27 protein-coding genes are annotated in these 25354 nt (G+C 66.0%); 12 read left to right on the top strand and 15 right to left on the bottom strand.

Features of this window, described 5'->3' with window-relative positions; genetic code table 11:
- Positions 1 to 3 precede the first annotated feature (3 nt).
- The 3 genes from QO014_RS22120 to QO014_RS22130 all read left to right on the top strand — a co-directional run bounded on the left by QO014_RS22120 (position 4) and on the right by QO014_RS22130 (position 2917).
- A complete protein-coding gene (locus tag QO014_RS22120) occupies positions 4 to 756 on the top strand; it encodes an SDR family NAD(P)-dependent oxidoreductase (RefSeq protein WP_266350936.1) in 753 nt (250 codons plus the stop codon).
- Positions 757 to 949: 193 nt separating this feature from the next.
- Positions 950 to 2143, top strand: a complete 1194-nt coding sequence (locus QO014_RS22125) for a CaiB/BaiF CoA transferase family protein (protein ID WP_266350937.1) — start codon at positions 950 to 952, stop codon at positions 2141 to 2143.
- Positions 2144 to 2146: 3 nt separating this feature from the next.
- On the top strand, positions 2147 to 2917 hold the full coding sequence (locus tag QO014_RS22130; protein WP_266350938.1) for an enoyl-CoA hydratase/isomerase family protein: 771 nt from the start codon (positions 2147 to 2149) through the stop codon (positions 2915 to 2917).
- A 30-nt stretch (positions 2918 to 2947) separates the two neighbouring features.
- On the opposite strand, the gene QO014_RS22135 is transcribed toward QO014_RS22130, so the two are convergent.
- Positions 2948 to 3622: a YoaK family protein gene (locus QO014_RS22135; RefSeq protein ID WP_307258998.1), complete on the bottom strand. Its 675-nt coding sequence runs from the start codon at positions 3620 to 3622 to the stop codon at positions 2948 to 2950.
- Positions 3623 to 3755: 133 nt separating this feature from the next.
- The gene (locus tag QO014_RS22140) at positions 3756 to 4361 is read right to left on the bottom strand and encodes an SCO family protein (protein ID WP_266350940.1); all 606 of its coding nucleotides are present in this window, start codon (positions 4359 to 4361) and stop codon (positions 3756 to 3758) included.
- 255 nt (positions 4362 to 4616) lie between these two features.
- Between QO014_RS22140 and QO014_RS22145 the strand changes: the two genes are divergently transcribed.
- Together QO014_RS22145 and QO014_RS22150 are read left to right on the top strand one after the other, a co-directional pair.
- Positions 4617 to 5441, top strand: coding sequence for an alpha/beta hydrolase (locus QO014_RS22145; RefSeq protein WP_266350941.1), 825 nt, complete (start codon positions 4617 to 4619; stop codon positions 5439 to 5441).
- Between the two features lie 69 nt (positions 5442 to 5510).
- Positions 5511 to 6050 carry an HD domain-containing protein gene (locus QO014_RS22150; protein ID WP_266350942.1) on the top strand — a complete coding sequence of 180 codons (540 nt, stop codon included), beginning with the start codon at positions 5511 to 5513 and terminating at the stop codon, positions 6048 to 6050.
- A gap of 75 nt (positions 6051 to 6125) precedes the next feature.
- On the opposite strand, the gene dxs is transcribed toward QO014_RS22150, so the two are convergent.
- Positions 6126 to 8048, bottom strand: a complete 1923-nt coding sequence (dxs, locus tag QO014_RS22155; protein WP_266350943.1) for a 1-deoxy-D-xylulose-5-phosphate synthase — start codon at positions 8046 to 8048, stop codon at positions 6126 to 6128.
- A gap of 166 nt (positions 8049 to 8214) precedes the next feature.
- On the opposite strand from dxs, the gene QO014_RS22160 reads away from it, so the two are divergent.
- The 3 genes from QO014_RS22160 to QO014_RS22170 all read left to right on the top strand — a co-directional run bounded on the left by QO014_RS22160 (position 8215) and on the right by QO014_RS22170 (position 10523).
- The gene (locus tag QO014_RS22160) at positions 8215 to 8505 is read left to right on the top strand and encodes a Dabb family protein (protein ID WP_266350944.1); all 291 of its coding nucleotides are present in this window, start codon (positions 8215 to 8217) and stop codon (positions 8503 to 8505) included.
- Between the two features lie 48 nt (positions 8506 to 8553).
- The gene (locus QO014_RS22165; RefSeq protein ID WP_266350945.1) at positions 8554 to 9846 is read left to right on the top strand and encodes a chloride channel protein; all 1293 of its coding nucleotides are present in this window, start codon (positions 8554 to 8556) and stop codon (positions 9844 to 9846) included.
- Between the two features lie 68 nt (positions 9847 to 9914).
- On the top strand, positions 9915 to 10523 hold the full coding sequence (locus QO014_RS22170; RefSeq protein ID WP_266350946.1) for an N-acetylmuramoyl-L-alanine amidase: 609 nt from the start codon (positions 9915 to 9917) through the stop codon (positions 10521 to 10523).
- A gap of 66 nt (positions 10524 to 10589) precedes the next feature.
- Here QO014_RS22170 and QO014_RS22175 read toward each other — a convergent pair whose 3' ends face one another.
- From QO014_RS22175 to QO014_RS22195, 5 genes are all read right to left on the bottom strand, one after another.
- A complete protein-coding gene (locus QO014_RS22175) occupies positions 10590 to 11666 on the bottom strand; it encodes an aromatic ring-hydroxylating dioxygenase subunit alpha (RefSeq protein ID WP_266350947.1) in 1077 nt (358 codons plus the stop codon).
- A gap of 140 nt (positions 11667 to 11806) precedes the next feature.
- Positions 11807 to 12730: a pirin family protein gene (locus QO014_RS22180; RefSeq protein ID WP_266350948.1), complete on the bottom strand. Its 924-nt coding sequence runs from the start codon at positions 12728 to 12730 to the stop codon at positions 11807 to 11809.
- Positions 12731 to 12839: 109 nt separating this feature from the next.
- On the bottom strand, positions 12840 to 13091 hold the full coding sequence (locus tag QO014_RS22185; protein WP_266350949.1) for an exodeoxyribonuclease VII small subunit: 252 nt from the start codon (positions 13089 to 13091) through the stop codon (positions 12840 to 12842).
- A gap of 60 nt (positions 13092 to 13151) precedes the next feature.
- Positions 13152 to 14081 (bottom strand): histone deacetylase family protein, encoded by a 930-nt coding sequence (locus QO014_RS22190; protein ID WP_266350950.1) that lies wholly within the window; start codon positions 14079 to 14081, stop codon positions 13152 to 13154.
- A gap of 64 nt (positions 14082 to 14145) precedes the next feature.
- Complete coding sequence (locus QO014_RS22195) at positions 14146 to 14895, bottom strand: enoyl-CoA hydratase-related protein (protein WP_266350951.1); 750 nt, start codon at positions 14893 to 14895, stop codon at positions 14146 to 14148.
- Positions 14896 to 15090: 195 nt separating this feature from the next.
- Here QO014_RS22195 and QO014_RS22200 point away from each other — a divergent pair, with 195 nt between their 5' ends.
- Entirely contained in the window at positions 15091 to 16077 is a 987-nt protein-coding gene (locus QO014_RS22200; protein WP_266350952.1) for an L-threonylcarbamoyladenylate synthase, read from the top strand.
- 35 nt (positions 16078 to 16112) lie between these two features.
- Here QO014_RS22200 and QO014_RS22205 read toward each other — a convergent pair whose 3' ends face one another.
- The 3 genes from QO014_RS22205 to QO014_RS22215 all read right to left on the bottom strand — a co-directional run bounded on the left by QO014_RS22205 (position 16113) and on the right by QO014_RS22215 (position 18968).
- A complete protein-coding gene (locus QO014_RS22205; protein WP_266350953.1) occupies positions 16113 to 17210 on the bottom strand; it encodes a choloylglycine hydrolase family protein in 1098 nt (365 codons plus the stop codon).
- A gap of 213 nt (positions 17211 to 17423) precedes the next feature.
- Positions 17424 to 18404: a DnaJ C-terminal domain-containing protein gene (locus QO014_RS22210; protein WP_266350954.1), complete on the bottom strand. Its 981-nt coding sequence runs from the start codon at positions 18402 to 18404 to the stop codon at positions 17424 to 17426.
- 111 nt (positions 18405 to 18515) lie between these two features.
- Entirely contained in the window at positions 18516 to 18968 is a 453-nt protein-coding gene (locus tag QO014_RS22215; protein WP_266350955.1) for an RT0821/Lpp0805 family surface protein, read from the bottom strand.
- Between the two features lie 111 nt (positions 18969 to 19079).
- Here QO014_RS22215 and pdxH point away from each other — a divergent pair, with 111 nt between their 5' ends.
- Positions 19080 to 19682 carry a pyridoxamine 5'-phosphate oxidase gene (gene pdxH, locus QO014_RS22220; RefSeq protein WP_266350956.1) on the top strand — a complete coding sequence of 201 codons (603 nt, stop codon included), beginning with the start codon at positions 19080 to 19082 and terminating at the stop codon, positions 19680 to 19682.
- Here pdxH and QO014_RS22225 read toward each other — a convergent pair.
- Positions 19673 to 20260 carry a DUF308 domain-containing protein gene (locus QO014_RS22225; protein ID WP_266350957.1) on the bottom strand — a complete coding sequence of 196 codons (588 nt, stop codon included), beginning with the start codon at positions 20258 to 20260 and terminating at the stop codon, positions 19673 to 19675. The genes pdxH and QO014_RS22225 overlap by 10 nt on opposite strands.
- A gap of 158 nt (positions 20261 to 20418) precedes the next feature.
- Here QO014_RS22225 and QO014_RS22230 point away from each other — a divergent pair, with 158 nt between their 5' ends.
- Positions 20419 to 21318, top strand: a complete 900-nt coding sequence (locus tag QO014_RS22230) for an AraC family transcriptional regulator (RefSeq protein WP_266350958.1) — start codon at positions 20419 to 20421, stop codon at positions 21316 to 21318.
- Positions 21319 to 21363: 45 nt separating this feature from the next.
- On the opposite strand, the gene tldD is transcribed toward QO014_RS22230, so the two are convergent.
- From tldD to QO014_RS22245, 3 genes are all read right to left on the bottom strand, one after another.
- Positions 21364 to 22788, bottom strand: a complete 1425-nt coding sequence (gene tldD, locus QO014_RS22235) for a metalloprotease TldD (RefSeq protein ID WP_266350959.1) — start codon at positions 22786 to 22788, stop codon at positions 21364 to 21366.
- Between the two features lie 119 nt (positions 22789 to 22907).
- The gene (locus tag QO014_RS22240) at positions 22908 to 23519 is read right to left on the bottom strand and encodes a pyridoxamine 5'-phosphate oxidase family protein (protein ID WP_266350960.1); all 612 of its coding nucleotides are present in this window, start codon (positions 23517 to 23519) and stop codon (positions 22908 to 22910) included.
- A gap of 24 nt (positions 23520 to 23543) precedes the next feature.
- Complete coding sequence (locus tag QO014_RS22245; protein ID WP_266350961.1) at positions 23544 to 24020, bottom strand: invasion associated locus B family protein; 477 nt, start codon at positions 24018 to 24020, stop codon at positions 23544 to 23546.
- A gap of 386 nt (positions 24021 to 24406) precedes the next feature.
- Between QO014_RS22245 and coxB the strand changes: the two genes are divergently transcribed.
- Complete coding sequence (gene coxB, locus QO014_RS22250; protein WP_266351165.1) at positions 24407 to 25309, top strand: cytochrome c oxidase subunit II; 903 nt, start codon at positions 24407 to 24409, stop codon at positions 25307 to 25309.
- The last annotated feature ends 45 nt before the right edge of the window (positions 25310 to 25354 follow it).

A 25354-nucleotide genomic window follows, 5' to 3' on the forward strand; every position in this document is an offset into this window, starting at 1 on the left:
GGCATGACCATCGCCAACAGAACCATCCTCTATACCGGTGCCGCCGGCGGGCTCGGCCTGCCCGCTACGCTCGCCTTCCTCGATGCCGGCGCCAGAGTAGTCGCGATCGACTACGATCCGGTCAAGGTGGCGGCGCTGAACGAGGCGGCGGCCGCCGCCGGCCATGACGGGCTCACCGTCAAGGCGCTCGACCTCTCCGACCTTGCGGGCCTGCGGGCGAGCCTCGATGCGCTCGCCGCCGAGACGGGCGGCTTCGACATCGTCATCAACAATGCCGCGATCTATCCCTCGAAGCCGTTCGAGGATTACACGATCGAGGAGCACCAGGCGGTGCAGCGGGTCAATGTCGATGCGGGTATCGTCTGCGTCCAGGCTGCGCTGCCCGGCATGCGCGCCCGTGGCTTTGGGCGGATCATCAACATCGCCAGCGTGACGCTCTCCGGCGGCTGGGCCAATCTCTCGCCCTATATTCAGTCGAAGGGGGCGCTGATCGGCCTGACGCGGGCCTGGGCGCGCGAGTTCGGCGCCTATGGCGTGACGGTCAATGCGATCGCGCCCGGCGCCTTCCCGACCGACGCCGAGAAGATCCATCCCGATCCTGAGGGCTATACGCGCTTCGTGCTCGACCGCCAGGCCGTGAAGCGCCGCGGCAGCGCGGCCGATATCGCCAATGCGCTGATGTTCTTCGCCTCCGACGAGGCCGGTTTCATCACCGGGCAGACGCTCAATGTCGATGGCGGCTGGTGGATGACCTGACATTTGGTCGCTGCTCCGCCGTCATCCCGGGCGAAGTGAAGCGAAGACCCGGGATCCATTCAGCCGAGAAAGGCCTCGGCTGAATGGATCCCCGCTTTCGCGGGGATGACGGAGGCGGCAGGGATGCGGATGCTGCGGGAACGACGAGCGATCCTGTTCCGACGAACGATGCGGTTCTATTGAGGACGAAACCATGGGTATTCTCTCCGGCTACCGGGTGCTCGATTGTTCGATCGCCATGGCGGGGCCGTTTGCGGCGCAGCGCCTCGGCGATCTCGGCGCCGATGTGGTCAAGGTCGAGCCGGTGACCGGCGAGTGGCAGCGCCATGTCGCGGCCGGGGGCGCGCGTGGCAACAAGGTCAACGTCTCGTTCCTGTCGCTGAACCGCAACAAGCGTTCGCTGGCGATCGACCTCAAGAATCCCGAGGGCAAGGAGGTCCTGCTCGAGCTCGTGAAGACGGCCGATGTCTTCCTGCAGAACTATCGCCCCGGCGTCGCCAAGCGGCTCGGCGTCGATTATGAGAGCCTGTCGAAGATCAATCCGCGCCTCGTCTATGTCTCGATCTCGGGCTATGGCGAGGATGGTCCCTATCGCGACCGCCCGGGCCAGGATCTGGTGCTTCAGGGCATGTCGGGCGCGATGCTGTCGGCCGGCCGCGAAGGCGAGCCGCCCAATGCCGCCGGGCAATATCTGGTCGACGCGATCACCGCCTACACGGCCTTCGAGGGCGCGCTCGCGGCGCTTCTCCATCGCGAGCGGACCGGCGAGGGCCAACTCGTTCAAGTCAACATGCTGGACGCGATCACCACGATCCAGATGCAGGAGCTTTCCGTCTTCACTGTCGCCGGCAAGCCGCAGACCCGTTCGGCCGAGCCGCATGCCCATGTCTATATCCGCGCGCCCTACGGCGCCTTTGCGACCTCGGACGGCTTCATCATCGTCTCCTTCCCGAAGCTCGCGACGCTCGGCGCGGTGATCGGCGAGGAGAGCTTCCTCACCATGGATGACGAGGTCGACAGCTGGACCAAGCGCGACGAGATCTTCGCGAAGACGCGCGAGAAGCTGAAGACCAGGACCTCGGCCGAATGGCTGGCGCTGCTGCGCGCCGCTGATATCTGGTGTGGCCCGGTCTATGGTTATGCCGATCTCGTCGAGGACGAGCAGATCAAGCATAACGGCACCTTCGTCGAATATGACCACCCGACCGAGGGCCATGTGAAGACGCCGGGTTTCCCGATCCGCTTCTCCAGGACGCCCTCCGTGGTCGAGCGCGGCGCGCCGCTCGCCGGCGAGCACAGCCGGACCGTGCTGGCGGAGGCGGGCTATGATGCGGCGAAGATCGATGCGCTGATCGCGGCCGGCGCCGTGGCGCAGTCGGAGGATTGAGCGATGACCGATGATGTCCTGTTCGAGATCGATGGCGCGGTCGCGACGATCACGCTGAACCGGCCGCAGAAGCTGAACGCCGTCACACCGGACATGGCGGCGGCGATCGTCGCGGCGGTGAAGACCTGCAATGACAGCGACGAGATCCGCGTCGTGATCGTCACCGGTGCGGGCGAACGCGCCTTCTGCGCCGGCTCCGACATCAAGGAACTCGACAGCTACGAGACGCCCTGGCAGTTCCGCAATCGCGACGATTATTGCGATGCGATCCGCAAGCTCCTGAAGCCGACCATCGCGGCGGTGAACGGCTATGCCTTTGGCGGCGGGCTCGAAACGGCGATGAGCTGCGATATCCGCATCGCCTCGGAGAATGCGCAGTTCGCCGCACCGGAGATCAAGCTCGGCTGGATCGGCGGCGGCGGCATGGCCTCTTTCCTCGCCCATTCGATCGGCGCATCGAACGCCGCGCTGATGATCATGACAGGCGATCCGGTTTCCGCTTCGACCGCAGAGGGTTGGGGCCTCGTCTCCGAGGTGGTGCCGTCGGCCGATCTTCTGCCGCGCGCCCGCGCGATCGCCGCAACGATCGCGAGCCGCGCCCCGATCGCCGCCGAAACGGCCAAGCTCAACCTTCAAGCGGCGTTCTCGATGCCTCTCGACAAGGCCATCGAATATGAGCGCGACCTGCAGACCATCTGCTTTGCGACGGAAGACGCGAAAGAGGGCCGCGCCGCCTTTAGGGAAAAACGCCCGCCCGTATTCAGGCGGCGGTGAGCGGCGCTCTCGCCTGCGCGTCGCCGTGCCTCAGGCCGGCTTTGTCTCGGGGGCGGGCGGAGGGTCGTTGGCGCGGATGAGGGCGACGTAGAGCGCGACGAGCACGGCGATCAGGAGGCACCAGAGGCCGGCCAGATGATAGGCGCCGGCCGCTGTGAGCGAGCCGATGGCGAAGCCGGCGAGCGTGCGCAGCAGCAGGCGGAACCGCGCCCGCGCCTTCTCGGTGGCCATGGTCTGGCGGCCGGTGAGGAGGTCCATGCCGTCAATGGCGATCTGCGTCGTCGTGCCGGTCATCAGCGTCGACGGCGGCTCAGTGCCCAGATGAACGCGCTGCGCCGCGTTCTGGATCGCCATGGCCGAGACGCCGACGAGACCCGTCAGCATAGCGCCGGGCGCATCGCCATGGGCGAAGGGGCCGAGCGTGACGGCGAGCAGGAAGAACAGGAACAGCAGGATCACCTTCGCGAAGAGCAGCTTCGGCAGCGCGGCCTTGCCGCGATCGGTAAGCTGGTTGCCGGCGAGGCGGGCGAGCGCCACAGTGATGATGAACACCGGCAGCGCCAGCAGCTTGGTCAGTGCGCCGCCGGTTCCCAGCACCAGCGAGGCGCCGAGCGTCACGAAATTCCCGGTTACATGGGCGGTGAACAGACCCTGCAGGCCGAGAAAACCGGCCGTGTCGACAAAGCCGCCATTGAAGCTCAGCAAAAGCGAGATCGGAAGTTCAAATCGCCGCGCCATATCGTGCCTGTCGTGTTCCGGATCCTGCCCGTCGGGTCCTGCCGCGCCCGGCCTCGTCAGGCGCCGTGTCCGGCAAAGCGCGGGCGCCCTCCGGACCGCTTCAGGCGCCGCCGAGGAGCCGCTTCAGCTTCGCCATGACGGTTTCCTGCTTTTCCTGATAGTCGGCTGTGCCAACCATCTGCCCGTTGGCGTCGAGCAGATAGACGGCAGCCGTATGGTCCATGGCATAATCGGGACCGTCGCCAACCTTTTTCGAATAGACACGGAATTCCTTCAGCATCGCATCGATCTGCGGTCGGGTGCCGGTCAGCCCGACAATGCGGGGATCGAAGGCGCCGAGATAGGCGGCCATCTGTTCGCGCGTATCACGCTCGGGATCCACGGTGACGAAATAGACCTTGAGCCGGTCGCCATCGGGGCCGAGGGCCTTCAGCCATTGCGTCGCCTCGTAAAGCGTCGTCGGGCAGACATCGGGGCAGAAGGTGTAGCCGAAGAACATCGCCGAGGGATGGCCCTTCAGGGCCGCTTCGGTGACGGTGGCGCCGGTCTGGTCGACGAGCGTGAAGGGGCCGCCTATGGCGCTCGACGTGATCCGGTCGGCCTGCTGGCGGTCGAAGGCGAAGATGGCGATTACCGCGACCAGCAGCGCGACCACGGCCCAGAGGCTGTAGCGCAGGATGCGGAGCGGGCGGGATGAGGGTTTCAAGGGGGGCCGTTCCGTCAAGGCGCGGCCGCCATGTTCTCTTCCAGGGACGGAAGGGGACGGCCGGATCTGATCGTTTGCGTCATGCCTATGAGATAGCGCGGCAGCCCGATGATGAAAAGCCGCCTCGGCGGGCGATTTCTGCACGCTGTCGTTGCAGTTTCACGCAGGATGCGGAGTATGGTTGGGCCAGGCCGTCATGTGCGCTGGCCGGCGGGCCAAGGGGCCGTCGATCCGGGGCGTCAGGAGGGGAATGAGATGATCGAAGGTCTGTTCCAGGGGGCCGGCGGCCTCAACATAGCCTATCGTGCATGGCAGCCGAGCACGTCGCCGCGCGCGGTCGTAGTCATCGTGCCCGGCTTCAATTCGCATAGCGGCCAATACCTCTGGGTTGCAGAGCAGCTGACGGCGCTGGGCCTTGCCGTCTATTCGGTCGATCTGCGCGGCCGCGGCAAGTCGGACGGCGAGCGCTTCTATGTCGAGAGCTTTGCGGACTATGTCAGCGATGTCGAGGGTCTCATGGCGATCGTCAAGGCGGAGCAGCCCGGCCGGCCCGTCTATATGCTCGGCCACAGCGCGGGCGGTGTCGTGGCCTGCATCTACACGCTCGAGCACCAGGCGGAGCTTGCCGGCCTGATCTGCGAGAGCTTCGCCCATCAGGTTCCGGCACCCGATTTCGCGCTCGCCGTGTTGAAGGGGCTCAGCTATGTCGCCCCGCATGCCCATGTGCTGAAACTCAACAATGCCGATTTCTCGCGCGATCCGGCGGTCGTGGCCTCGATGGACGCCGATCCGCTGATCGCGCACGAGACGCAGCCGACCAAGACGGTCGCCGAAATGGTGCGCGCCGACGAACGGCTGAAGGTCGAGTTTCCGCTGATCACGCTGCCGGTGCTGATCCTGCACGGCACGGCCGACAAGGCGACCAAGCCGAGTGGCAGCCAGCTCTTCTTCGACACGGCTGGCTCCAGCGACAAGACGCTCGAGCTCTATGAGGGGCACTACCACGATCTCCTGAATGATGTGGGCAAGGAGATCGTCATGGCGGATATCGCCGCCTGGCTGGAGGAGCGTCTGGGCTGAAGGCTCGCGGCAACCGGGGCGGCGGGCCGGACCCGCCGCCATCGTCACAACGACCAAGGGGGAGCGGAGTTGCTGACCGGCGTCGCGCTGCTGGACGAATTGCTGGGCGGATATAGCGAGGCGCTCGCCGGCGATTTCGTCGCCTATCGCAACCACGCCTATCGCGTGCTGAACCTCTGCGTCGCGGCGGCAGGCGCCGATGACGATGCCGAGGCGATCGAGAAGATCGCGATCGCCGCCGCCCTGCACGATATGGGCATCTGGACGGCGCACACCTTCGATTACCTGGCGCCGTCGGTGACGCTCGCGACCACGTTTCTCGAAACGACGGGACGGTCTGCCTGGGTGCCTGAAATCAGCGCGATGATCCTGGAGCACCACAAGATCACGCCCTATCGCCGGCGCCCGGACTGGCTGGTCGAGCCGTTCCGCCGCGCGGATTGGGCTGATGTGACCTGGGGCGTAACGGCGACCGGCGACAGGCGCCGCTTCATCCGCGAGTTCTACGCCCTCTGGCCGGATGCCGGCTTCCACGCTTTGCTCGTGCGCCTGGAAATCCGCCATCTCGCGCGGTATCCGCTCAATCCGCTGCCCGTGATCAGGCTCTGAACCGGCAGGAATTTTTCAACTACAGTGGCGGTTGGTTCGCGGCGGGGCGGCGCGATCATCAATCAAAGAGACTTATCAGGCCCGCCGCATTGCGGCCGCCTCGCTGTTGCGGCCCAACGTCTCGAAGACGGTCGCCACGATGCCGCGCGCATCGAGGCCGCCGCCGGCCAGCATAGCCTCCGGCTTGTCCTGGTCGACGAAGCTGTCGGGCATGACGAGTGAGCGGATCTTGAGGCCGCGATCGAAGGCGCCGGCGCCGGCGAGGAAGGCGAGCACCTGCGTGCCGAAACCGCCGACCGCGCCTTCCTCGATCGTGATGACGACCTCATGATGGCGGGCGAGATCGAGGATCAGCGCGGTATCGAGCGGCTTGGCGAAGCGCGCATCGGCGACCGTCGTGGAAAGGCCGTAGGTCTCCAGTTCTTCGGCCGCCTTCAGCGCATCGGCGAGCCGCGTGCCGAAGGAGAGGATCGCGATCTTCGAACCCTCGCGCACGATGCGGCCGCGGCCGATCGGCAGCACGCTGCCCCGCTCCGGCAGGTCGATGCCGATGCCCTCGCCGCGCGGATAGCGGAAGGAGGAGGGTGCATCGTCGATGGCGATCGAGGTCGCTATCATATGGACGAGTTCGGCCTCGTCGGAGGGCGCCATGACGATCATGCCGGGCAGCGCCGTCAGGAAGCCGGTATCGAACGAGCCGGCATGGGTCGGGCCGTCGGCGCCGACGAAGCCGGCGCGGTCGATGGCGAAGCGCACGGGCAGTTTCTGGATCGCGACGTCGTGCACGATCTGGTCATAGCCACGCTGCAGGAAGGTCGAGTAGATCGCGCAGAAGGGCTTGTAGCCCTCGGATGCGAGGCCGGCGGCGAAGGTGACGGCGTGCTGCTCGGCGATGCCGACATCGAAGGTGCGCTTGGGGAACGCCTCGCCGAAGAGATCGAGCCCGGTGCCGGAGGGCATGGCGGCTGTGACCGCTACGATCTTGTCGTCCTCGGCCGCTTCCTTGATCAGCGTCTCGGCGAAGACGCGCGTATAGCTCGGCGCGTTCGGCGTCGCCTTGGCCTGCTTGCCGGTGATGACGTCGAAGCGGTTGACGCCGTGATATTTGTCGGGTGCTGCCTCGGCCGGGCCATAGCCCTTGCCCTTCTGCGTCACGACATGCAGCAGGATCGGGCCTTCCGGCGCGTCGCGCAGATTGCGCAGGATCGGCAGCAGATGGTCGAGATTGTGGCCGTCGATCGGGCCGACATAGTAGAAGCTCAACTCCTCGAACAGCGTGCCGCCGGTGAAGAACCCGCGCGCATATTCCTCGGTGCGCTTGGCCTTGTCCTGGAAGAAGCGCGGCAATTTGCCCGCCACCTGCTTCGCCACCTCGCGGATCGAGCGATAGGTGCGGCCGGAGACGAGGCGGGCGAGATAGGCCGACATGGCGCCGACCGGCGGCGCGATCGACATGTCGTTGTCGTTCAGGATCACGATCAGGCGCGAGCGCAGCGCGCCGGCATTGTTCATCGCCTCATAGGCCATGCCGGCCGACATGGCGCCGTCGCCGATGACGCAGACCACGGCATTGTCGCCATTCGAGAGATCGCGCGCCACCGCCATGCCGAGGCCGGCGGAGATCGAGGTCGAGGAATGGGCGGCGCCGAACGGGTCATATTCGCTCTCGGCCCGCTTGGTGAAGCCGGAAAGCCCGCCCGCCTGCCGCAGCGTGCGGATGCGATCGCGCCGGCCGGTCAGGATCTTGTGCGGATAGGCCTGATGGCCGACATCCCAGATGATCCGGTCGCGCGGCGTATCGAAGACGTAATGCAGCGCCACGGTCAGCTCGACCACACCGAGACCGGCGCCGAGATGACCGCCCGTCACGGAAACCGCGTCGATCGTTTCGGCCCGGAGCTCCGCCGCCAGTTGCACGAGATCCGTCTCCGGAAGCATTCGGAGATCGGACGGCGTATGAACTGTGTCGAGCAGGGGTGTCTTCGAGGCGATTGTCATACGAATACTGCGAGCTTTCAAAGGTGCAGCGTTACACGAGGGGCGCAATGGAGGCAACGTTGGCGGCGTGATGTCGTTCACAATCGTCCCGCACCGCACAATTTGCGCCACACCCTACGCCGCCTATTGTGTTCCCCATCTCCAGCCAACCTTCAGGAACCGATTCATGATCCGCCACACCGTCGTCTTCCGTCTCGCCCATCCCAAGGGCTCCGCCGCGGAGGCGAAATTCCTGGCCGATGCGCGCATCCTCGCCGCCATACCGGGCGTCCAGGCCTTTGAACAACTGCGCCAGCTCAGCGACAAAAACGAGTTCGATTTCGGCTTCTCGATGGAATTCGCCGATCAGGCGGCCTATGACGCCTATAACGTTCATCCCGACCATGTCGCCTTCGTGCGCGACCGATGGGTGCCGGAGGTCCAGGCCTTCCTCGAGATCGATTACGCGCCGCTCTGACGCGTCCGGTCTCGCCTGCCTTCAGGCTTTTCTTGCAAGGAGTTCGGCGTGCGACCGCGACGGCATCTGAAGCTCATTCCGCGGCGGCTCTGGTTGTCGCGGCAGCTCTGGCGGCGACGGCTGGTGTTCTGGGGCGGCGCCGTCGCCATCGGCGTCGTCAGCGTGCTTTTCGCGCTCGCGGCCGACAGGAGCCGTGGTGTCTTCGACTATGCGCTGTCATTCGGCTGGTGGGTGCCGCTGGTGCTGACGCCATTCGGCTTCATGCTCTCCGCTCATCTCGCACGGACGGTCTTTCCCAATTCGCAGGGAAGCGGCATCCAGCAGGCGATCGCCGCCATGGAAATCGACGATCCGGAACGGCAGAACGCATTGCTGTCGATCCGTGTCGCCATCGGCAAGATCGTGCTGACCGTGCTCGGCCTCGCCTGCGGCGCGTCGATCGGCCGCGAGGGGCCGACCGTTCAGGTCGGCGCCGCGATCATGCTCACCGCCGGGCGGATCGGTGGTCTCGGCCGTTCCCGGGCGCTGATCCTGGCCGGATCGGCCGCCGGCATATCGGCCGCGTTCAACACGCCGCTCGCCGGCATCGTCTTCGCGATCGAGGAAATGGCCCGCTCCTTCGAAACGCGGACCAGCGGTCTCGTGATGACGGCGGTCATCATCGCCGGTCTGGTCTCGCTCGCCCTTGTCGGCAATTACAGCTATTTCGGCACGGCGAGCGGCAACATCGTCGGCCCGGAAGGCTGGTTGATGGTCATCGTCTGCGGCGTTGCGGGTGGGGCGTTCGGGGCGCTGTTCTCAAACCTCATGCTCGCCGGCGTGCGCCGCGCCCGGTCGTGGATCGCCCCGGTGCCGCTCTGGCGCGGCCTCGCCATTGCCGGCCTTTGCGGCCTCGCCGTCGCCCTGATCGGCCTCGCCACGGGCGGCGTCACCTTCGGCACGGGCTATGATCTGGCGCAGCAGGCCATGCAGGGCACGCCGACGCCCTGGTATTTTGGGCCGGCCAAGCTGGTCGCGACGCTCGTCTCATCGGTTTCGGGCATTCCGGGCGGCATCTTCGCGCCCTCGCTCGCGGTCGGCACCGGGTTCGGCAGCCTGATTGCGGGCCTGTTCGGCACTGCCGTGGCGCCGGCCGCGCTGCTCGGCATGGCCGGCTATTTCGCCGGCGTCGTGCAGGCGCCGATCACCGCCTTCGTGATCATCCTGGAGATGACGGCCGACACGAAGGACGTGGTGCCGGTCATGTGCACGACGCTGCTCGGCTATGTCGTGGCGCGGCTGATATCGCGCGAGTCGCTCTATCACGGGCTCGCCAAGAGCTTTCTGGGGCGCAATCTATAGATTGCAGAATCTAATTGTAACAACCTGTGAACGTGTCATTCTCCCTCTTTCAACCAGGGGGGGAAGGCATGGGCTATACAATCGACAGCCATCGACTGGTGCTGGACGGCAAGGCGGTTCTTTTCGTCGCGACGCCCAATCAGGGCGGCACGGTGAAGCCGGTCTATCTCATCATCCACTACACGGCAGGGGCGACGGCGGATGGCGCGATCAACTGGTTCGCCAATCCCGAGGCGAAGGCGTCTGCCCATCTCGTCGTCGGGCGTGACGGGGAAACCACCCAGATGGTCCCCTTCAACCGGATCGCCTGGCACGCCGGCAAGAGTACATGGCAGGGGATCGATGGGTTGAACGCCTTCTCGATCGGCATCGAGATCGTCAATCGCGGCAAGCTCGTCCGCACCGAGGGCGGCGTCTGGCAGGATTGGACCCGGCGCACGGTACCGGCCGCGGAAGTGCTCGTCGCGCGTCACAAGAACGAGGCGAGCGACGCCGGCTGGCACACCTACACGACCGAGCAGATTGAAGCCGTCGCGGCGATCGGCATCGCCCTCAATGCGCGCTACGCCTTCGCCGACGTGCTGGGCCACGAGGATATCGCGCCGACGCGGAAGACCGATCCGGGGCCGGCCTTTCCGCTACAGAGCGTCGCGAGCAAGATCCTCGGCCGCCACTGAGCCGTGTTGCGGCCGCATTCTCACGCGCACGGCGATATCGTCCGCGTGAGAATGTGCGAGCCGCGATCAGCGGCCGAGTTCGCTGTTCATCATGAAGGCCGGCATATCGGGTACGGCGACGGCGGGTTTCGCCTCCGAGACTTCCTCCTCGCCATGGGCGCGCAGGAGCTCGAGGATCCGGCGGCGCATGATCATGCCGGGCCGGTCCGAGGGCATGTGCGCCTCGACCTTGCGCTTCATGTCGATCGTGGCGTCGAAATCGGTCGCTTCCAATATGTCGCGGTCCTCGTCGAGGATCGCTGCATCCCAGGCGATCAGCGCGTCGGTCGGGCAATCCTCCTCGCTGTCGTTGCGATAGAGGATCTGCGCGAGCTTGATCGTGCCGTCATCCACCGGCGTCGCGCAGTTGAAGATGATGTGGCGCAGGCCCGACGGATACTCGATGTCGAGCCGGCGGCAGAACGGCATGAACCATTTGTTGCGCATGTGGCGCTTGGTCGTGGGCTCGTCGGTGCCGGTGATGCGATAGGCGGCCGGTGGATTGTTGATCTCGACGATCGTCTCGGCCTCGAAGCCGTAATCCGTCTCGTTGATCTCGTATTTCTCCGGCACGGGCTGCGAGAGCTGGCCGAACGTGCCCTTGTGGACGAAGGAGAAATGCGCGTTGTCGAACGAGTTTTCCATCAGCCGGATCGGTGCCGTGTTCCAGACGTCGTGGAATTGCTGGATGCGCCGATAGCCGGGATTTTCGTCTTCGGGAATGGTCGGGATCGGCGAGAGCGGCTCGCCGAGGCACACCCAGGCATAGCCATAGCGGGCGACGCAGTGGAACGCGTGCACGCCGATGCGCGGAACGATCTGCTCGGGCGAGAATTGCGGCACCTCGATCAGCGCGCCGGTGCGGTCATAGGCCCAGCCATGATAGCCGCAGACGATCAGGTCACCCTTGCACCAGCCCTTGGAGAGCTTGGCCGTGCGGTGGCAGCAGCGATCCATCAGCGCCGCAGGCTCGCCCTTCGAATCGAGGAAGAGCACGATCTTCTCGCCGAGCAGCGTGAACGGCTTCGGCCCATCGGCAAGATCGGAAAGCCGCATGGTCGCATACCAGAAGCGGCGCAGGACGGGCTGGCGGGTGGTGAGCATGGAACATCCTCGACGGTGGTGGCGTCAGCGGATCGATCGAGACCGGACCCGCCAATTCGCGCATGCACGAGTCTTGGCGCGGAAAGGCCGGCCTGAACAGCATCAAATAGTGTCAGCCACGCCAACTTTCGGGCAGCGCCTCAGTCCGGCAGGGGCATGAACTCATTCTCGTCGCCGAACACCTTGCCGAACCTGCCGGCCTTCCAGTCGGCCTTGGCCTCTTCGATGCGCTCTTTCGACGAGGCGACGAAGTTCCACCAGATATGCCGCGGGCCGTCCATCGGCGCGCCGCCGACGAGCATCAGGCGGGTGGGCTTGCGCGCCGTGACCGTGTGGGGATCGCCGGGGCGGAGCACGAGCAGCCGTCCGGCCTCGAAGACGTCGCCGGCGATCTCGACCTCGCCTTCGAAGATATAGAGCGCGCGCTCCTCGTGATCGGCGTCGACGGGAAAGCGGCCGCCGGCCGCCAGCACGACGTCGGCATAGATCGTGTCGGTGAAGGTCGAGACCGGCGATGTCTCGCCATAGGCCGAGCCCAGGATGAGCCGGACCGTGGCCCCGTCGCCCGCAATTTCCGGCAGCGCGGCGCCGTCGTGATGGTGGAAGGAGGGCGCGACCTCCTCATGCGTCCTCGGCAGCGCGACCCAGGTCTGCAGACCCGCCACTGTCCGGTGGTTGGAGCGCGTGCGGAAGGCGGCGCTCGAACGTTCTGAATGGGCGATGCCGCGACCGGCGGTCATCCAGTTGACGTCGCCCGGTCGGATCGTCGCCTCGACGCCGGTCGAATCGCGATGGATGATCTCGCCATCGAAGAGATAGGTGACCGTGGCGAGGCCGATATGCGGATGCGGCCGCACGTCCAGCCCCTCGCCGAAGGGGATTTCGTCCGGACCCATCTGGTCCATGAACACGAACGGGCCGACCATGCGGCGCTTCGCGGTCGGCAATGCGCGGCGGACGGCAAAGCCGCCAATATCGGCGGTGCGCGGCACCACCACGAGCTCGATAGCGTCGCTCGATGCGGCGTCGCCGTAGATCGGGTCCTTGTCGGCGGGGTTGGTCATGGCAGGTCCTCTCGCGTCCAGATCCTCACGGTCATCGACGCACGATATGAACCTGCAGGGCCCCTCTCGGAAAGTGCCGCTCCTGGCGACGCTCTGTTCAACGGGCGCTTCAGCCTTCGACGTCGAGCGGCTCGGTGCCGGTGGCCTGGCCGTTCGCGCCGGTGCGGATCTTCTCGACCTTGGCCTCGGCCTGGCGCAGCAGCGCTTCGCAGTGCTTCTTCAGCGCTTCGCCCCGCTCGTAGATCTTGATCGATTCCTCGAGCGGAACATCGCCGCGCTCGAGATGGCCGACGATCGTCTCAAGCTCGGCCAGCGCCTTTTCGAACGAAAGGGCGGCAATCGCGGCGGCTGCGTCGGACATGGTTCGTTCTCCGATTTTCCGGCGCCCCTTTTCGGCGATCGCGCCGCGCGATGCAAGCGCTCAGCCGGCCTGCATCAGCCTGGCGACGTGGATGGCTGTCGATGCGGCGAGCGCCTTGAGATCATAGCCGCCCTCGAGCACGCTGACGATCCGGCCGGCGAAATCGCGCTCGGCCCGCTCCATCAGCACATCGGTCGCCCAGGCGAAATCCGCCTCGACAAGGTCCAGCCCGCCGAGCGGATCGCGCTCATGCGCGTCGAACCCGGCCGAAATGATCAGGAGTTCCGGCGCGAAGCGATCGAGCGCCGGCAGGATGCGCGTCTCGAAGGCATCGCGGAAGGCCGCGCCATCGGCACCGGGCGGCAGCGGCGCGTTGACGATGTTGCCCGCGCCCGTCTCCGATGCGGCCCCCGTGCCGGGATAGAGCGGCATCTGGTGGGTCGAGGCATAGAGGACGGAGGGATCATCCCAGAAAATCGCCTGCGTGCCATTGCCGTGATGGACGTCCCAATCGACGATCGCGACCCGGGAGAGGCCATGGACCGTCTGTGCGTGGCGCGCGGCGATCGCCGCCTGGTTGAAGAAGCAGAAGCCCATGGCGCGCTCCGGCTCGGCGTGGTGGCCCGGCGGGCGCATCGCGCAAAACGCATTGCGGGCGGCACCCGTGAGCACGGCGTCCACCGCCTGGCAGGCGCCGCCGACGGCGACCAGCGCCGCCTCGAGCGTCTTCGGCGACATGACGGTATCGGGATCGAGCCGCCCGAGGCCTTCGGACGGGCTCGCATGCCGCATGGCGTCGAGATGCGCCTGGGTATGGCAGAGCAGGATCATCTCGACATCGGCCATGCGCGCTTCTTCGCGCAGCAGGCCGTCGAAACGGCTTTCACCGAGCACGGCCTCGACCGCCTTGATCCGCTCCCGCCTCTCGGGATGGCCGAAGGGCACCAGATGCTGGGCAAAGACGGGATGATGGATCAGAAGCGTGGTCATGCGTTCTCCTCGCTTCCCGCCGGGGACAGCGCCGTCCGCTCCTGATTAGCAGAGCGCGGCCTCCTCAGCGAGATTTGCGCATATAGGCCACGACCGTGTCGCGGGCGAGGGGGGAGCGCAGGCGATCGGCATTGGCCGCCGCCTCCTGGTCGATCCGGGTCAGCACGTCGCGGCGTTCCCCGCGCATCAGCCGCCTTGTGAGGCCAACGGCCTCCATGGGACGGCTGGCCAGCGTCCTGGCGATGGCAAACGCGATATCCTCGACCTCTTCGGCGGGCGCGATGCGATTGACCAGCCCGGCCTCATAGGCGCGCTCCGCATCGAAACGTTCGCCGAGCACCAGGAATTCGAAGGCGCGCTGATGGCCCATGATGCGGGGGGCGAGCAGGGTCGACGCGGCGTCGGGCACCATGCCGAGCTCGTTGAAGTTCGCCTCGAACACCGACCATTCGCTGGCGACGACATAATCGCAATGGAACAGAAGCGTCGCGCCAATGCCGAGCGCCATGCCGTCCACGGCCGCGATCATCGGCTTCTCGACGGTCGCAATCGTCTTCAGGCAGCGCACGATGCCTTCGTCCATGCGGCCATTATCGGCGAAGTTCAGCAGTTCGCGCAGGTCGTTCCCCGTCGAGAAACAACCCGGCGATCCCGCGAGCACAAAGGCCTTCACGCGGCCGTCGCGCTCGCCCAGCACGAGCGCATCCGCCAGCGCCGCCAGCATCTCGATCGTCAGGGCATTTTCGCTTTCGGGGCGATCCAAGCGGATGACCGTGATGCCGGAGCGACTTTCGACATTGATCGGGGCGCTCATCACGGCGCCCGCGTCCGACTCTGCATCCTCAGACCTTTTTCTGCTTCCGATGCCCCACCCTGACGGGACGGCAGGCTGGTCCAAAGTTAATGATAATTCAAGGCCAATTGAAAAAGCATCGCACAGACGGACTTGACGTGGCGGGATTGCCGGCGCTTTTGGCGCTTTCCCTGCGGGAGGCATCAGGAGGCGCGCTTGACGAAGCGTGACGAAGCGATCATCCGACCGGCCAACGATCCGGCCGCCCTGTCCGAGGCCGTGGCCATATTGCGCGCCGGCGGGCTCGTCGGCATGCCGACCGAGACGGTCTATGGACTGGCGGCCGACGCGGCACGGAGCGAAGCGGTCGCCCGCATCTATGCAGCCAAGGGACGCCCGCGCTTCAATCCGCTGATCGCCCATGTGGCCGATATTGAAAGCGCCGAGCGGCTGGTCCATTTCGGGCCCCTGGCGCGCAGGCTCGCCATGGCATTCTGGCCCGGCCCCCTGACGCTCGTTCTGCCGAAGCGGGCGGACGCGCCGGTTTCCGATCTCGTGACGGCGGGCCTCGATACGCTCGCCATCCGAATCCCGGCCCATCCGGCGGCGCAGGCGCTGCTGCGGGCCTTTGGCGGCGCGCTCGCGGCGCCGAGCGCCAATCGCTCCGGCCATGTCAGCGCAACCACGGCCGCCCATGTCGCCGACGATCTCGGCGCCGCCGTCGGCATCGTGCTCGACGCCGGCGCCAGCCCGGTCGGGGTCGAATCGACGATCCTCGCGGTCACGGATGATGATGTCGTGCTGTTACGGGCAGGCGGCGTCGCACGGGCCGATATCGAGCGGGTCGTGGGCAAACCCGTCGCTTTCGCGGCGCTGGACGACCCGGAAGCCCCCGTCGCACCGGGCCAGCTCGCCTCTCATTATGCGCCGGATGCGGCCGTTCGGCTCAATGCCATGGCGGTCCTGCCGGGCGAAGCGCTGATCGCCTTCGGCCCGGCTCTGCCGGCGGGCGCGGAGCAGGCGGCGGCGATCGTCAACCTCAGCCCGCGCGGCGACCTGGTCGAGGCTGCGACCAGGCTGTTCTCGGCATTGCGCGAGCTCGACGGCAAGGCCGCGACCATCGCCGTCGCGCCGATCCCGGCGGTCGGGCTCGGCGAGGCGATCGTCGATCGCCTGAGCCGCGCCGCTGCGCCCAGAACCTGAGAGGGCAGGGCGCGGGCCGCCCTGCCGCGCGCCGATCAGTTCTTCAAGGCCGACGTTCCGTCTACCGCCGCCGGATAGGGCAGCTTCTCGACCAGCACTGCGCTCGGCTTCTCCTGCGCGAAGATCGTGTTGAGATCGAGCGTCACGAAGGTGGTGCGGTGGGCGTAGTCGGCGATCTTCAGCGTGTTGTGCGTCAGGTCCTTGATCGCGACCCACTGCGTATAGTCGGAAACGATTTCCTTGCCGTCCGTGCTCTGCGCGATGCCGAGCGGGATATCGACCGTGTTCAGGATATGGCCGATCGCCTGCACCGCCTCGTCGGCATTGGCCGGCGGGGTGATGTTGTGGCGCATGAAAGCGGCGCGGATGAAACGCGATGGCGGCGTGAAATCGCCCGGCAGGCCCATCAGGCCGCCGCCCTGGCCGAGCGCGGTGACATTGGCCGTGCTGATCTCGCGGCTCGATACGCCGATGGTGGTGAGGTTCAGATAGTTGCGCGTGTTGAGCAGGTGCCAGTCATAGGTCGGCGCATTGGTGAGGACATGGGCGACATTGTCGTGGATCTGCAGCTCGCCGCCGACATATTCGACGACCATGCCGTCGCCGCTCCGGTCGGTGAAGACGAAATGGATGGTCGGCGGCGTCGGGCCGCTCGGGAGCGAATCGTCCGACCAGACCTTGATCGTCGGCAGCGCCGCGCGCAGGTCGGCGACGCTGGCGTGATTTCCAAGCGCCCATGATCCGAAGTCGAGGATCGAGACATAGCTCTTGTCCGTCTTGGAAACGGCCTGGTACTGGGTGAAGCCCGGCAGGAAATTGCCGCTCATGCCGAGGCCCGCCGCGTTCTGGCCCTCGAGCAGGGCGCCGCCGGGAATGATCGCGGCGCTGACGCCGACAACCGCATATTTGGTCGGGACGGTGATCGTCGGCAGCTTCAGTTCAGCCGGCGCGCTGAGGGCGATCTCGGTGCCCTTCGGCTGGCTGACCAGCGTCCACTGCATGTCGAAGGCCCATTCCATGGTCCTTCCCGCGATCACGGTCTTGTCGGCCGCGACGATATCGACCGCCGTGCAGGCATAGGATGCGTTGACGGTCGCAATGATCGAGACAGTTGCCAGAAGCGCGCGCAGCATGGTGGTTTCCCCTCAAGGCCCGGCGTTATGGGCATGACGCGGACCGAGCATTCCGCGACGCCCATCATTAGCCGCCTCGCATCGGGAGAACCAGAGCAGCGTCAGGCTGGCCGCCAGACCATCTCGGGCGGCCAGGGTCGCGGTTCGCGGGAAGAGGGCGATCGGAACGAAGAGCGCGGCGATCTCGAGCGAACGGATGTTCGCTCAAATCCCCTAGACCTCGAATTCGGGTCCCCGCGCCTGATAGCGCTTCTCTTCCTGCCAACGCCGCATCAGCGTCTCGAGTTCTGGATCGATCGTTTCCGGCAGCACGATCCTGAGCGCGACGAGCAGGTCGCCATGGCCGCCCACCGTCGTCGGCAGGCCCTTGCCTTTGAGGCGCATGACGCGGCCGCCGCTCGAACCGGCGGGAATGGTCATGGTGACGGCGCTGGTGAGCGTGGGAACGCGGACACGCGCGCCGAGCACGGCTTCGTCGAGCGTGACCGGCAGCTCGAGCCGCAGCGTGTCGCCTTCGACCTTGAAGAGCGGGTGCGGAACGAACTCGATCGTGACCAGCGCGTCGCCTGCAGGCCCGCCATCCGGGCTCGGCCAGCCCTGGCCGCGCAGGCGGATGACACGGCCCGACCGCGTGCCGGCCGGGACGGCGATTTCCACCGTCTTCTCGGTCGGCAGGTCTACGCGCACCTTCTCCTGCCGGAAGATCTGCTCCAGCGTCACGGCGACGGTCGCCGAAAGATCCTCGCCGCGGCTGCGTGGCCTGGCCCCGCCCTGCCGGCCTCCGCCCATGCCGCCAAACCCGCTGAATCCGGATTGGCCGCCGGCAAAGCCGCCGAGAATATCGTTCAATATGTCGTCCGTGCCGGCGCCACCGCCGCCGGACGACCAGCGGAATGTGCGCCCGCCGCCCGCGCCGGCCGTCCGCGGGTCGAAGCCCTGGAAGCCCTCGAAGCCGCCGCCCTGAAAGCGCGGCTTGCCTTCGGCGTCGATTTCGCCGCGGTCGAACTGCGCCCGCTTGTCCTTGTCGCCGATGATTTCATGAGCCGAGTTCAGCTCGGCAAACTTGTCCTGAGCTTTCGGATCGTTCTGGTTGCTGTCGGGATGCAGTTTCTTGGCGAGACGGCGAAACGCCTTCTTGATCTCAGCCTCGCTCGCCGTCCGACTGACGCCGAGCACTTCATATGGATCGCGCATAAAAACCCCCTCGAAGGGCAGGATTCATTCCGGCTCGAAAGCCCGGAACTCATCCTCAAATAGGTACGCCTAGGAATAGAATCCAGAGATGCGGAACACTCAATCTGCGTTTCAGAGCAGCGCGCTGTCCTCCGGCGTCACGTCGAAGAGCTGCCACATGCCGTCCGTCGCGCGACAGGCATCACCGCGATAGCGCCTGATACCACGAATGTCGCTGACAGTAAGTGCGAACGCACGGCAATTGCGGCCGTCGGGCTCGTTCCGCGCCGCGAGCAGGGGAGAGATGGTCCCGTTGGAGCCGGTATCGGGGTTGGTCCAGTCGATCACGCCGCCATTGGGGAGGCCGACCAGGCTGGTCGACGCGACGAGGCGAATGCGCTCCCAGTCGGATGGTGCCACCGCCTCGACGACGTTCGGCTGGGTCGGTGGCATGGAGGGCTTTTCCGGCGCGGCCGCAGGCGCGATCGAGCCGGTCGTGGTCATGTCGAGATCGGCGCCGGAGGGCGTCAGTCCGCATCCGGCGAGCATCGCCGTGCAGAAGATGACGGCCGGCACCCGAATCATACGATGCCCCGTCTGGCCATGGGCCGCGCGCTCGATATATGTCTGTCCGGTCGCGGCATGAGTGGTCCCTGGGCAGAAGCCTCGGGACAGCATCGGAAAAGATGATTAACGATGAGTGACTTCACTGAATCTGCCGATCCGTTCGGCTTGATGGCTGCCTGGCTGCTCGAGGCGGAGAAGTCCGAACCGAACGATCCGAACGCCATGGCACTGGCCACCGTCGACGAGGATGGGCTCCCCGACGTGCGCATGGTGCTGCTGAAGGATTTCGACGAGCACGGCTTCGTCTTCTACACCAATTATGAGAGCGCCAAGGGCCGTGAGATCCTGGCGAGCCGAAAAGCCGCCGTGCTGTTCCACTGGAAGAGCCTGCGCCGCCAGGTTCGCATACGCGGTCCGGTCGAACTCGTCACCGCGCAGGAGGCCGATGCCTATTTCGCGAGCCGGCCGCGCCATAGCCGCCTCGGCGCCTGGGCTTCCCAGCAATCGCGCCCGCTCGAATCGCGCTTCGCCCTCGAGAAGGCGGTGGCCGTGGTCGCCGCCCGCTATCCGCTCGGTGACGTGCCCCGCCCGCCCCACTGGTCAGGCTTCCGCATCCGGCCGATCCAGATCGAGTTCTGGAAGGACGGCGCCTTCCGCCTGCACGACCGCGTCGTCTTCCGGCGTGCCGAGCCGGGGCAGGGCTCGTGGGAGCGCGAGCGCCTTTATCCCTGAGCGCTTGGATTTGGGTTTCGCGCCAGCTTCACCGTCAGCCAAACTGCCGAGACGAGAAAGTAGAACGCTCCGAACGCGGCATAGGGCGCGATATCCGCAGTGCCCGGAATGCCGGCATCCGTTGCGCGCTTGATGAAGAAGCCGCCGGCAAGCGCCGACTGCGCGCCGCTCAGGACCATCGCCCATTGTCCACCGTCTCTCCAGCGCCGCACGCCGGTGGCCAGCTGGAACAGGCCGGAGAGAATGGCCCAGACGCCGAAGACGGCGAGCACCGCGTTGAGGCTTTGCCCAAGGGTGACCGCAACGGCGACGGCGGTGAGCCCGCTGATCGCGACGTTGAGCGCCTGGCTCGCATTGGCCTTCAAACCGCCGCTGCGCCGCGCGTCGACCAGATTGGCGACCGCATCCCAGGCCGGATAGGCGACCAGCAGCGCCGCCGCGATCGGTGGCATCGTTCGTCCGACGGTGAACGCCGCCGCCACCCATGCAATGGAGACGCCCGCGCGGGTGAAATAATACGACCTCAGCCAGTGGGATGCGGCGAGAGCCGTGGGTTTCAGAGAAGTCTGCCGGTTCATCAGAATGTCCTTTTGGCCAGGGGCGCGGAAGATCGGTAAATTGCCGAGGCGCGCCGAGCGATCGGGTCAATTGCTTTTTGTCTTGAGGAAGTTACGTATTAACAGGTAGTTACGTGCTTCCTCGCCGACTGTTTACCGCTTGAAGGCTCCGATCAGCCATGATGGATTCGCTGGAAAACTTGATCATTCATCCGGAAGAGCCGCGAGGCGCCGTGTCCGGAGACCTCCTGTCCCACGTGCTGGCGCAGATACGTTTGACCGGCGATCACGTCGTGGCGCAGGAGGTTGCGGCGGGGGATGCGCTGGATGTCGCGTCCGACGAGGCAAATATCGCCGTCGTCACGGCCGGCACGCTGTATCTGGAGGGCCACGACCAGCCGCCGGTCACGATCGCGACCGGCGATCTGCTGCTGTTTCCGCGGGGCTGCGGCGCGTTTCGGGTTTCGGCGGCCGATCAGCCGGCCACGGTCGTCGTCTGCCGCTTCTGGTTCGATCCCGAGAGCCTTCGCGGCATGGTCATGGCATTGCCTCCGCTCATCCATATCCGGCGCGCCGAAACTGACGGATGGACCGACGGGATCTCGCATTTCCTCCTGATCGAGACGATCGACGCTCAGCCGGGCGCGGCTCTGATGATTTCGCGGCTGATCGACCTCGTCGTCATCCGCACGCTACGCAGCTGGGTGCAGCAGGGTCATTCCTCTGGGTGGTTGGGAGGGCTCTCCGATGCACGCATCGCCCGCGCCTTGAAGGCGATCCATGAGAAGCCGATGCAGCGATGGAGCATTCCCGTTCTGGCCACCATCGCCGGCATGTCCCGCTCGAGCTTCTGCGAGCGGTTTACCGCGCTCGTCGGGCGTTCCCCGCTGCGCTATCAGAACGAATGGCGGCTGGGCCTGGCGCGCGACATGCTGTCGAGGCGCGATGCGCGTGTGGGCGAGATCGGCCTGCGCGTCGGCTATGTCTCCGAAGCGGCCTTCAGCCGCGCCTATAAGGAACTCTTCGGCCACGCGCCGCGTGTCGAATATGCGCTGCATGGCGGTGCCGGACCCGGATAGGGGCCTGCACGCAAAGGGCTCTGCATGCAGGCCGTCCCCGGCGGCTCAGGTCGCCGTGCCGCCGACCGTGATCTGGTCGATCCGGAGCGTCGGCTGGCCGACGCCGACCGGCACGCCCTGGCCGCTCTTGCCGCAGGTGCCGATGCCGAGGTCGAGCGCCATGTCGTTGCCGACCATCGAGACGCGGCGCATCGCTTCGGGCCCGTTGCCGATCAGCATCGCGCCCTTGACCGGGGCGCCGATCTTGCCGTTTTCGATCCGGTAGCCTTCGGTGCAGGAAAAGACGAACTTGCCCGAGGTGATGTCGACCTGCCCGCCGCCGAAGGAGACCATGTAGAGGCCGTCCTTGACCGAGGCGATGATCTCGTCCGGCTGGTGATGGCCGGATTTCATGATCGTGTTGGTCATGCGCGGCATCGGCACATGGGCATAGGACTGGCGCCGGCCATTGCCGGTCGGCTTCATGCCCATCAGCCGCGCGTTCTGCCGATCCTGCATGTAGCCGACGAGGATGCCGTCCTCGATCAGCGTGGTCGATTGCGTCGGCGTGCCTTCGTCGTCGAAGGAGAGCGAGCCGCGGCGGTCCATGATCGAGCCGTCATCGACGACCGTCACGCCCTTGGCCGCAACCTGCTGGCCCATCAGCCCGGCAAAGGCGCTCTCGCCGCGACGGTTGAAGTCGCCCTCGAGGCCGTGGCCGACCGCTTCATGCAGCATGACGCCGGGCCAGCCGGGGCCGAGCACGACATCGAAGGTTCCGGCCGGTGCGGGGACGGCATCGAGGTTCACCAGCGCCTGGCGCAGCGCTTCGTCCACGGCATAGTGCCAGCGATCCGTGGCGACGAACTGGCCGAAGCCCTCGCGCCCGCCCATGCCGAACGAACCCTGCTCCTGCCGATCGCCATCGCCGACGACGATCGAGACGCTGACGCGGACCATCGGGCGGATATCGCGGCGATAGACGCCATCCGGGCGCAGGATCTCGACGATCTGCCACGAGCCGGCGAGCGAGGCGCTGACCTGTCGAACGCGCGGGTCCCTGGCGCGGGCATAGGCATCGATCTGCTCGAGCAGGGTCACCTTCTCGGCGAAGGAGGGACTGCCGAGCGGGTTTTCGTCCGTATAGAGCACGCGGTTGGTGCCGGCCGGCGGTGCCGCGAGCGTGCCCGAGCGGCCGCCCTTCACGGAGGCTACGGCCTCGCCGGCGCGGCGGATCGCATCGAGCGAGATTTCGCCCGCATGCGCATAGCCGACCGCCTCGCCCGAGACGGCGCGGAGACCGAAGCCCTGGCGCGTATCGTAGCTGGCGCCGGAGAGGCGGCCATTGTCGAAGACCAGGCCTTCCGACTGCGCATATTCGAGATAGAGCTCGCCGTCATCGGCACCGGCCAGCGCCTCGGCGACGACGACTTCAGCCTCGTCACGGTCGAGGCCGGCGCGCGCGAGAACGGAATGTTGATCTTCGGCCATGAAAGGCAACTCCGGGGTAATGAAACGCAACAGGAAAGATAAGGAAGCGCAATCCGTTTCGCACCCCCGGCAGGCGGCAAATCATGATCGGCGAGAGCGCGCCCGCTTCCGGATCCGGCTCAATAGAGCTGCCGGGCGTAGCGCTCGACCATCGCGTCCTGCGATTCCGGCGGCTCGTTCGAGCGCGTGTGGTCCTTGAGCATCTCGCCCATGGTCGGAAGCGCTGCGCGATCGATCCGGCTTTCATCCGCCCAGAGTTTCGAGCGCATCAGCGCCTTGGCGCATTGCAGATAGGCTTCCTTGACGGTGACGACGAGGACCGTCGCCGGCACCTTGCCATCCGCCCTATGCGCCGCGCGCAAGGCGAGGTCGTCGTCGATGATGGCGGTGCCGTTGACGCGCAGCGTCTCGTCGACGCCCGGAATCAGGAAGATCAGGCCGATGCCAGGCCGCTCGACGATGTTGGAGAGCGAATCGAGGCGGCGGTTGCCCGGACGATCGGGGATGATCAGCGTCGTATCATTGGAGACCGTCACGAATCCCGGATGGTCGCCGCGCGGCGTCGCGTCGCCATAGCCATCGACGCCCTGTGTCGCAATGATCAGGAACGGCGAAAGCTCAATGAATCGACGGCAATGCTTGTCGATATGGTCGAGTTGCTTGGCAACCGAGCGGCCCATTGGCTCGCCATAGATGGCCCGCAGGGACTGGATCGATTCGATGCGGGCCATGCTGCTCGTTCTCCGTTCGCTCGATCAGGGCAGGGCGTCGAAGCCCGGCCCGAAGCCGTTCAGCGAGATCGGGATGCCGATACCCTCTTCAGGCGTTTGGAAGATCACGAAGGTCGCGGTCTTGCCGTTCCTGAGCTTGCCGAGCAGGTCGTCGTCGAGGATGACCTCGGCGAGGCAGCCATCCGGCAGGCAGCGCACGAAGCCGGCGCGGCCCATTTCGTTCTGGTCGATCTTGAGGCCGAGGCCCGAGGGAAGCAGCACGCCGAGCGGCGCCAGCACGCGCATCACCTTGGATTTCTTGTCCGCCGTCTTCAGAACGATCACCGAAAGCCCGACATTGTCGCGGTCCTCGGCGGTGACGAACTGCATCATGGAGCAGATTTCTTCCTGGGCGCCCGGCGGCTTGTCGCAGCGCGTCTCCCAGTCTCCATGCATGCCCTTCGAGACACCCTGTGCCGCCGCCGGTCCGGCGGCGGGCAGAAGAAGCGCGAAGAGGGCCATGGCTACCCATGCGAATCGCCGGACAGGGCCGGCGACACGATGGAACAACAATTGAGCCTTCACCTGATCATCTCCTCGGTTTCTCGGCCTCGGCCGACCGTATCCTATACCCATGATCCGCAATCCACGGATCGCGGAAACCGGCGGCCCGGGCGCAATCGAGCGCGATTTGCCGCATCATTTCTCACGATCCGCCGTTGCGAGGCAAAGGGCCATGTGGTTTCACTCGGCGATATTCGGCCGCGACCGAAATCACCGCGTGGAAGTGGAACCTCTTCCGCCTATACTGTTGCGGAAAATGGCGCAACGGAGGCTGAGGCGCCGGTTTCATGGTGACAGGCTCGTGCCGCGAACGATGGAAGGGGAGTGAGGACGTGACGAAGGCTATGACGCGTCTCGTATCGGGGCTGGCGCTTGGCGGAGCCATGTTGGCTGGCCTGACCGGCACGGCCAGCGCTGCGCAGCCCACGCCTTGGGCTATGTGGCTGCAGGAGCCGGCTTCACCGATCATGGAAATGATCAACCGGTTCAACATCGGCATCGTCATTGCGATGGTAGCTGTAGTCCTCGTTGTGCTGGCGCTCTTGATCTATGTCATGGTTCGCTTCAATGCGAAGGCGAACCCGGTGCCGTCCAAGACCTCGCACAACACGCTGATCGAGGTGATCTGGACGGTCGCGCCGATCATGATCCTGATCGCGATCTCGGTTCCCTCCTTCTCGCTGCTTTTCGCCCAGGAAGATCCGGGCCGCATCCTGAAGGACTACGATCCGGCCAAGGTCCTGACCGTCAAGGCGACCGGCCTGCAGTGGTACTGGAACTACGAATATCCCGATAATGGCGGCGTCGCCTTCGATTCGACGATGCTGCAGGACAGCGAGCGGACCGATCCGGCCAAGCAGCCGCGCCTGCTGGCGGTCGACAACGAGATGATCGTCCCGGTCGGCACGGTGGTGCGCATGCAGGTCATCGGCGCCGACGTGATCCACTCCTTCGCGCTGCCGGCCTTCGGCATCAAGATCGACGCGATCCCCGGCCGCTTGAACGAGACCTGGTTCCAGGCCGAGCGCGAGGGCGTGTATTACGGCCAGTGCTCCGAGCTTTGCGGCATCAGCCACGCCTTCATGCCGATCGCTATCCGCGTCGTGAAGCCCGAGCAGTTCCAGGCCTGGGTCACGGCAGCGAAGACCGATCTGCCGGGTGCCTACAAGACGCTCGCGGCCGCCATCGACGAGGACGCGGCCAAGACGGCCGCTGCGGCAACGACCGTGGACGTCGCGAGCCGGTAATCCCGGCTCGACAAGCGTGAATTGACCGGCTCCGATGCGCGCATC

It is taken from the genome of Kaistia dalseonensis (assembly GCF_030814715.1).
Classification (GTDB): domain Bacteria; phylum Pseudomonadota; class Alphaproteobacteria; order Rhizobiales; family Kaistiaceae; genus Kaistia; species Kaistia dalseonensis.

Bases quoted from the DNA above. Each gene is read 5' to 3' on its own strand.
- QO014_RS22120 (WP_266350936.1), top strand. From the start codon at position 4: ATGACCATCGCCAACAGAACCATCCTCTATACCGGTGCCGCCGGCGGG.
- QO014_RS22125 (WP_266350937.1), top strand. From the start codon at position 950: ATGGGTATTCTCTCCGGCTACCGGGTGCTCGATTGTTCGATCGCCATG.
- QO014_RS22130 (WP_266350938.1), top strand. From the start codon at position 2,147: ATGACCGATGATGTCCTGTTCGAGATCGATGGCGCGGTCGCGACGATC.
- QO014_RS22145 (WP_266350941.1), top strand. From the start codon at position 4,617: ATGATCGAAGGTCTGTTCCAGGGGGCCGGCGGCCTCAACATAGCCTAT.
- dxs (WP_266350943.1), bottom strand. From the start codon at position 8,048: ATGACAATCGCCTCGAAGACACCCCTGCTCGACACAGTTCATACGCCG.
- QO014_RS22160 (WP_266350944.1), top strand. From the start codon at position 8,215: ATGATCCGCCACACCGTCGTCTTCCGTCTCGCCCATCCCAAGGGCTCC.
- QO014_RS22170 (WP_266350946.1), top strand. From the start codon at position 9,915: ATGGGCTATACAATCGACAGCCATCGACTGGTGCTGGACGGCAAGGCG.
- QO014_RS22175 (WP_266350947.1), bottom strand. From the start codon at position 11,666: ATGCTCACCACCCGCCAGCCCGTCCTGCGCCGCTTCTGGTATGCGACC.
- QO014_RS22180 (WP_266350948.1), bottom strand. From the start codon at position 12,730: ATGACCAACCCCGCCGACAAGGACCCGATCTACGGCGACGCCGCATCG.
- QO014_RS22185 (WP_266350949.1), bottom strand. From the start codon at position 13,091: ATGTCCGACGCAGCCGCCGCGATTGCCGCCCTTTCGTTCGAAAAGGCG.
- QO014_RS22190 (WP_266350950.1), bottom strand. From the start codon at position 14,081: ATGACCACGCTTCTGATCCATCATCCCGTCTTTGCCCAGCATCTGGTG.
- QO014_RS22195 (WP_266350951.1), bottom strand. From the start codon at position 14,895: ATGAGCGCCCCGATCAATGTCGAAAGTCGCTCCGGCATCACGGTCATC.
- QO014_RS22205 (WP_266350953.1), bottom strand. From the start codon at position 17,210: ATGCTGCGCGCGCTTCTGGCAACTGTCTCGATCATTGCGACCGTCAAC.
- QO014_RS22210 (WP_266350954.1), bottom strand. From the start codon at position 18,404: ATGCGCGATCCATATGAAGTGCTCGGCGTCAGTCGGACGGCGAGCGAG.
- QO014_RS22215 (WP_266350955.1), bottom strand. From the start codon at position 18,968: ATGATTCGGGTGCCGGCCGTCATCTTCTGCACGGCGATGCTCGCCGGA.
- pdxH (WP_266350956.1), top strand. From the start codon at position 19,080: ATGAGTGACTTCACTGAATCTGCCGATCCGTTCGGCTTGATGGCTGCC.
- QO014_RS22225 (WP_266350957.1), bottom strand. From the start codon at position 20,260: ATGAACCGGCAGACTTCTCTGAAACCCACGGCTCTCGCCGCATCCCAC.
- QO014_RS22230 (WP_266350958.1), top strand. From the start codon at position 20,419: ATGATGGATTCGCTGGAAAACTTGATCATTCATCCGGAAGAGCCGCGA.
- tldD (WP_266350959.1), bottom strand. From the start codon at position 22,788: ATGGCCGAAGATCAACATTCCGTTCTCGCGCGCGCCGGCCTCGACCGT.
- QO014_RS22240 (WP_266350960.1), bottom strand. From the start codon at position 23,519: ATGGCCCGCATCGAATCGATCCAGTCCCTGCGGGCCATCTATGGCGAG.
- QO014_RS22245 (WP_266350961.1), bottom strand. From the start codon at position 24,020: ATGGCCCTCTTCGCGCTTCTTCTGCCCGCCGCCGGACCGGCGGCGGCA.
- coxB (WP_266351165.1), top strand. From the start codon at position 24,407: ATGACGCGTCTCGTATCGGGGCTGGCGCTTGGCGGAGCCATGTTGGCT.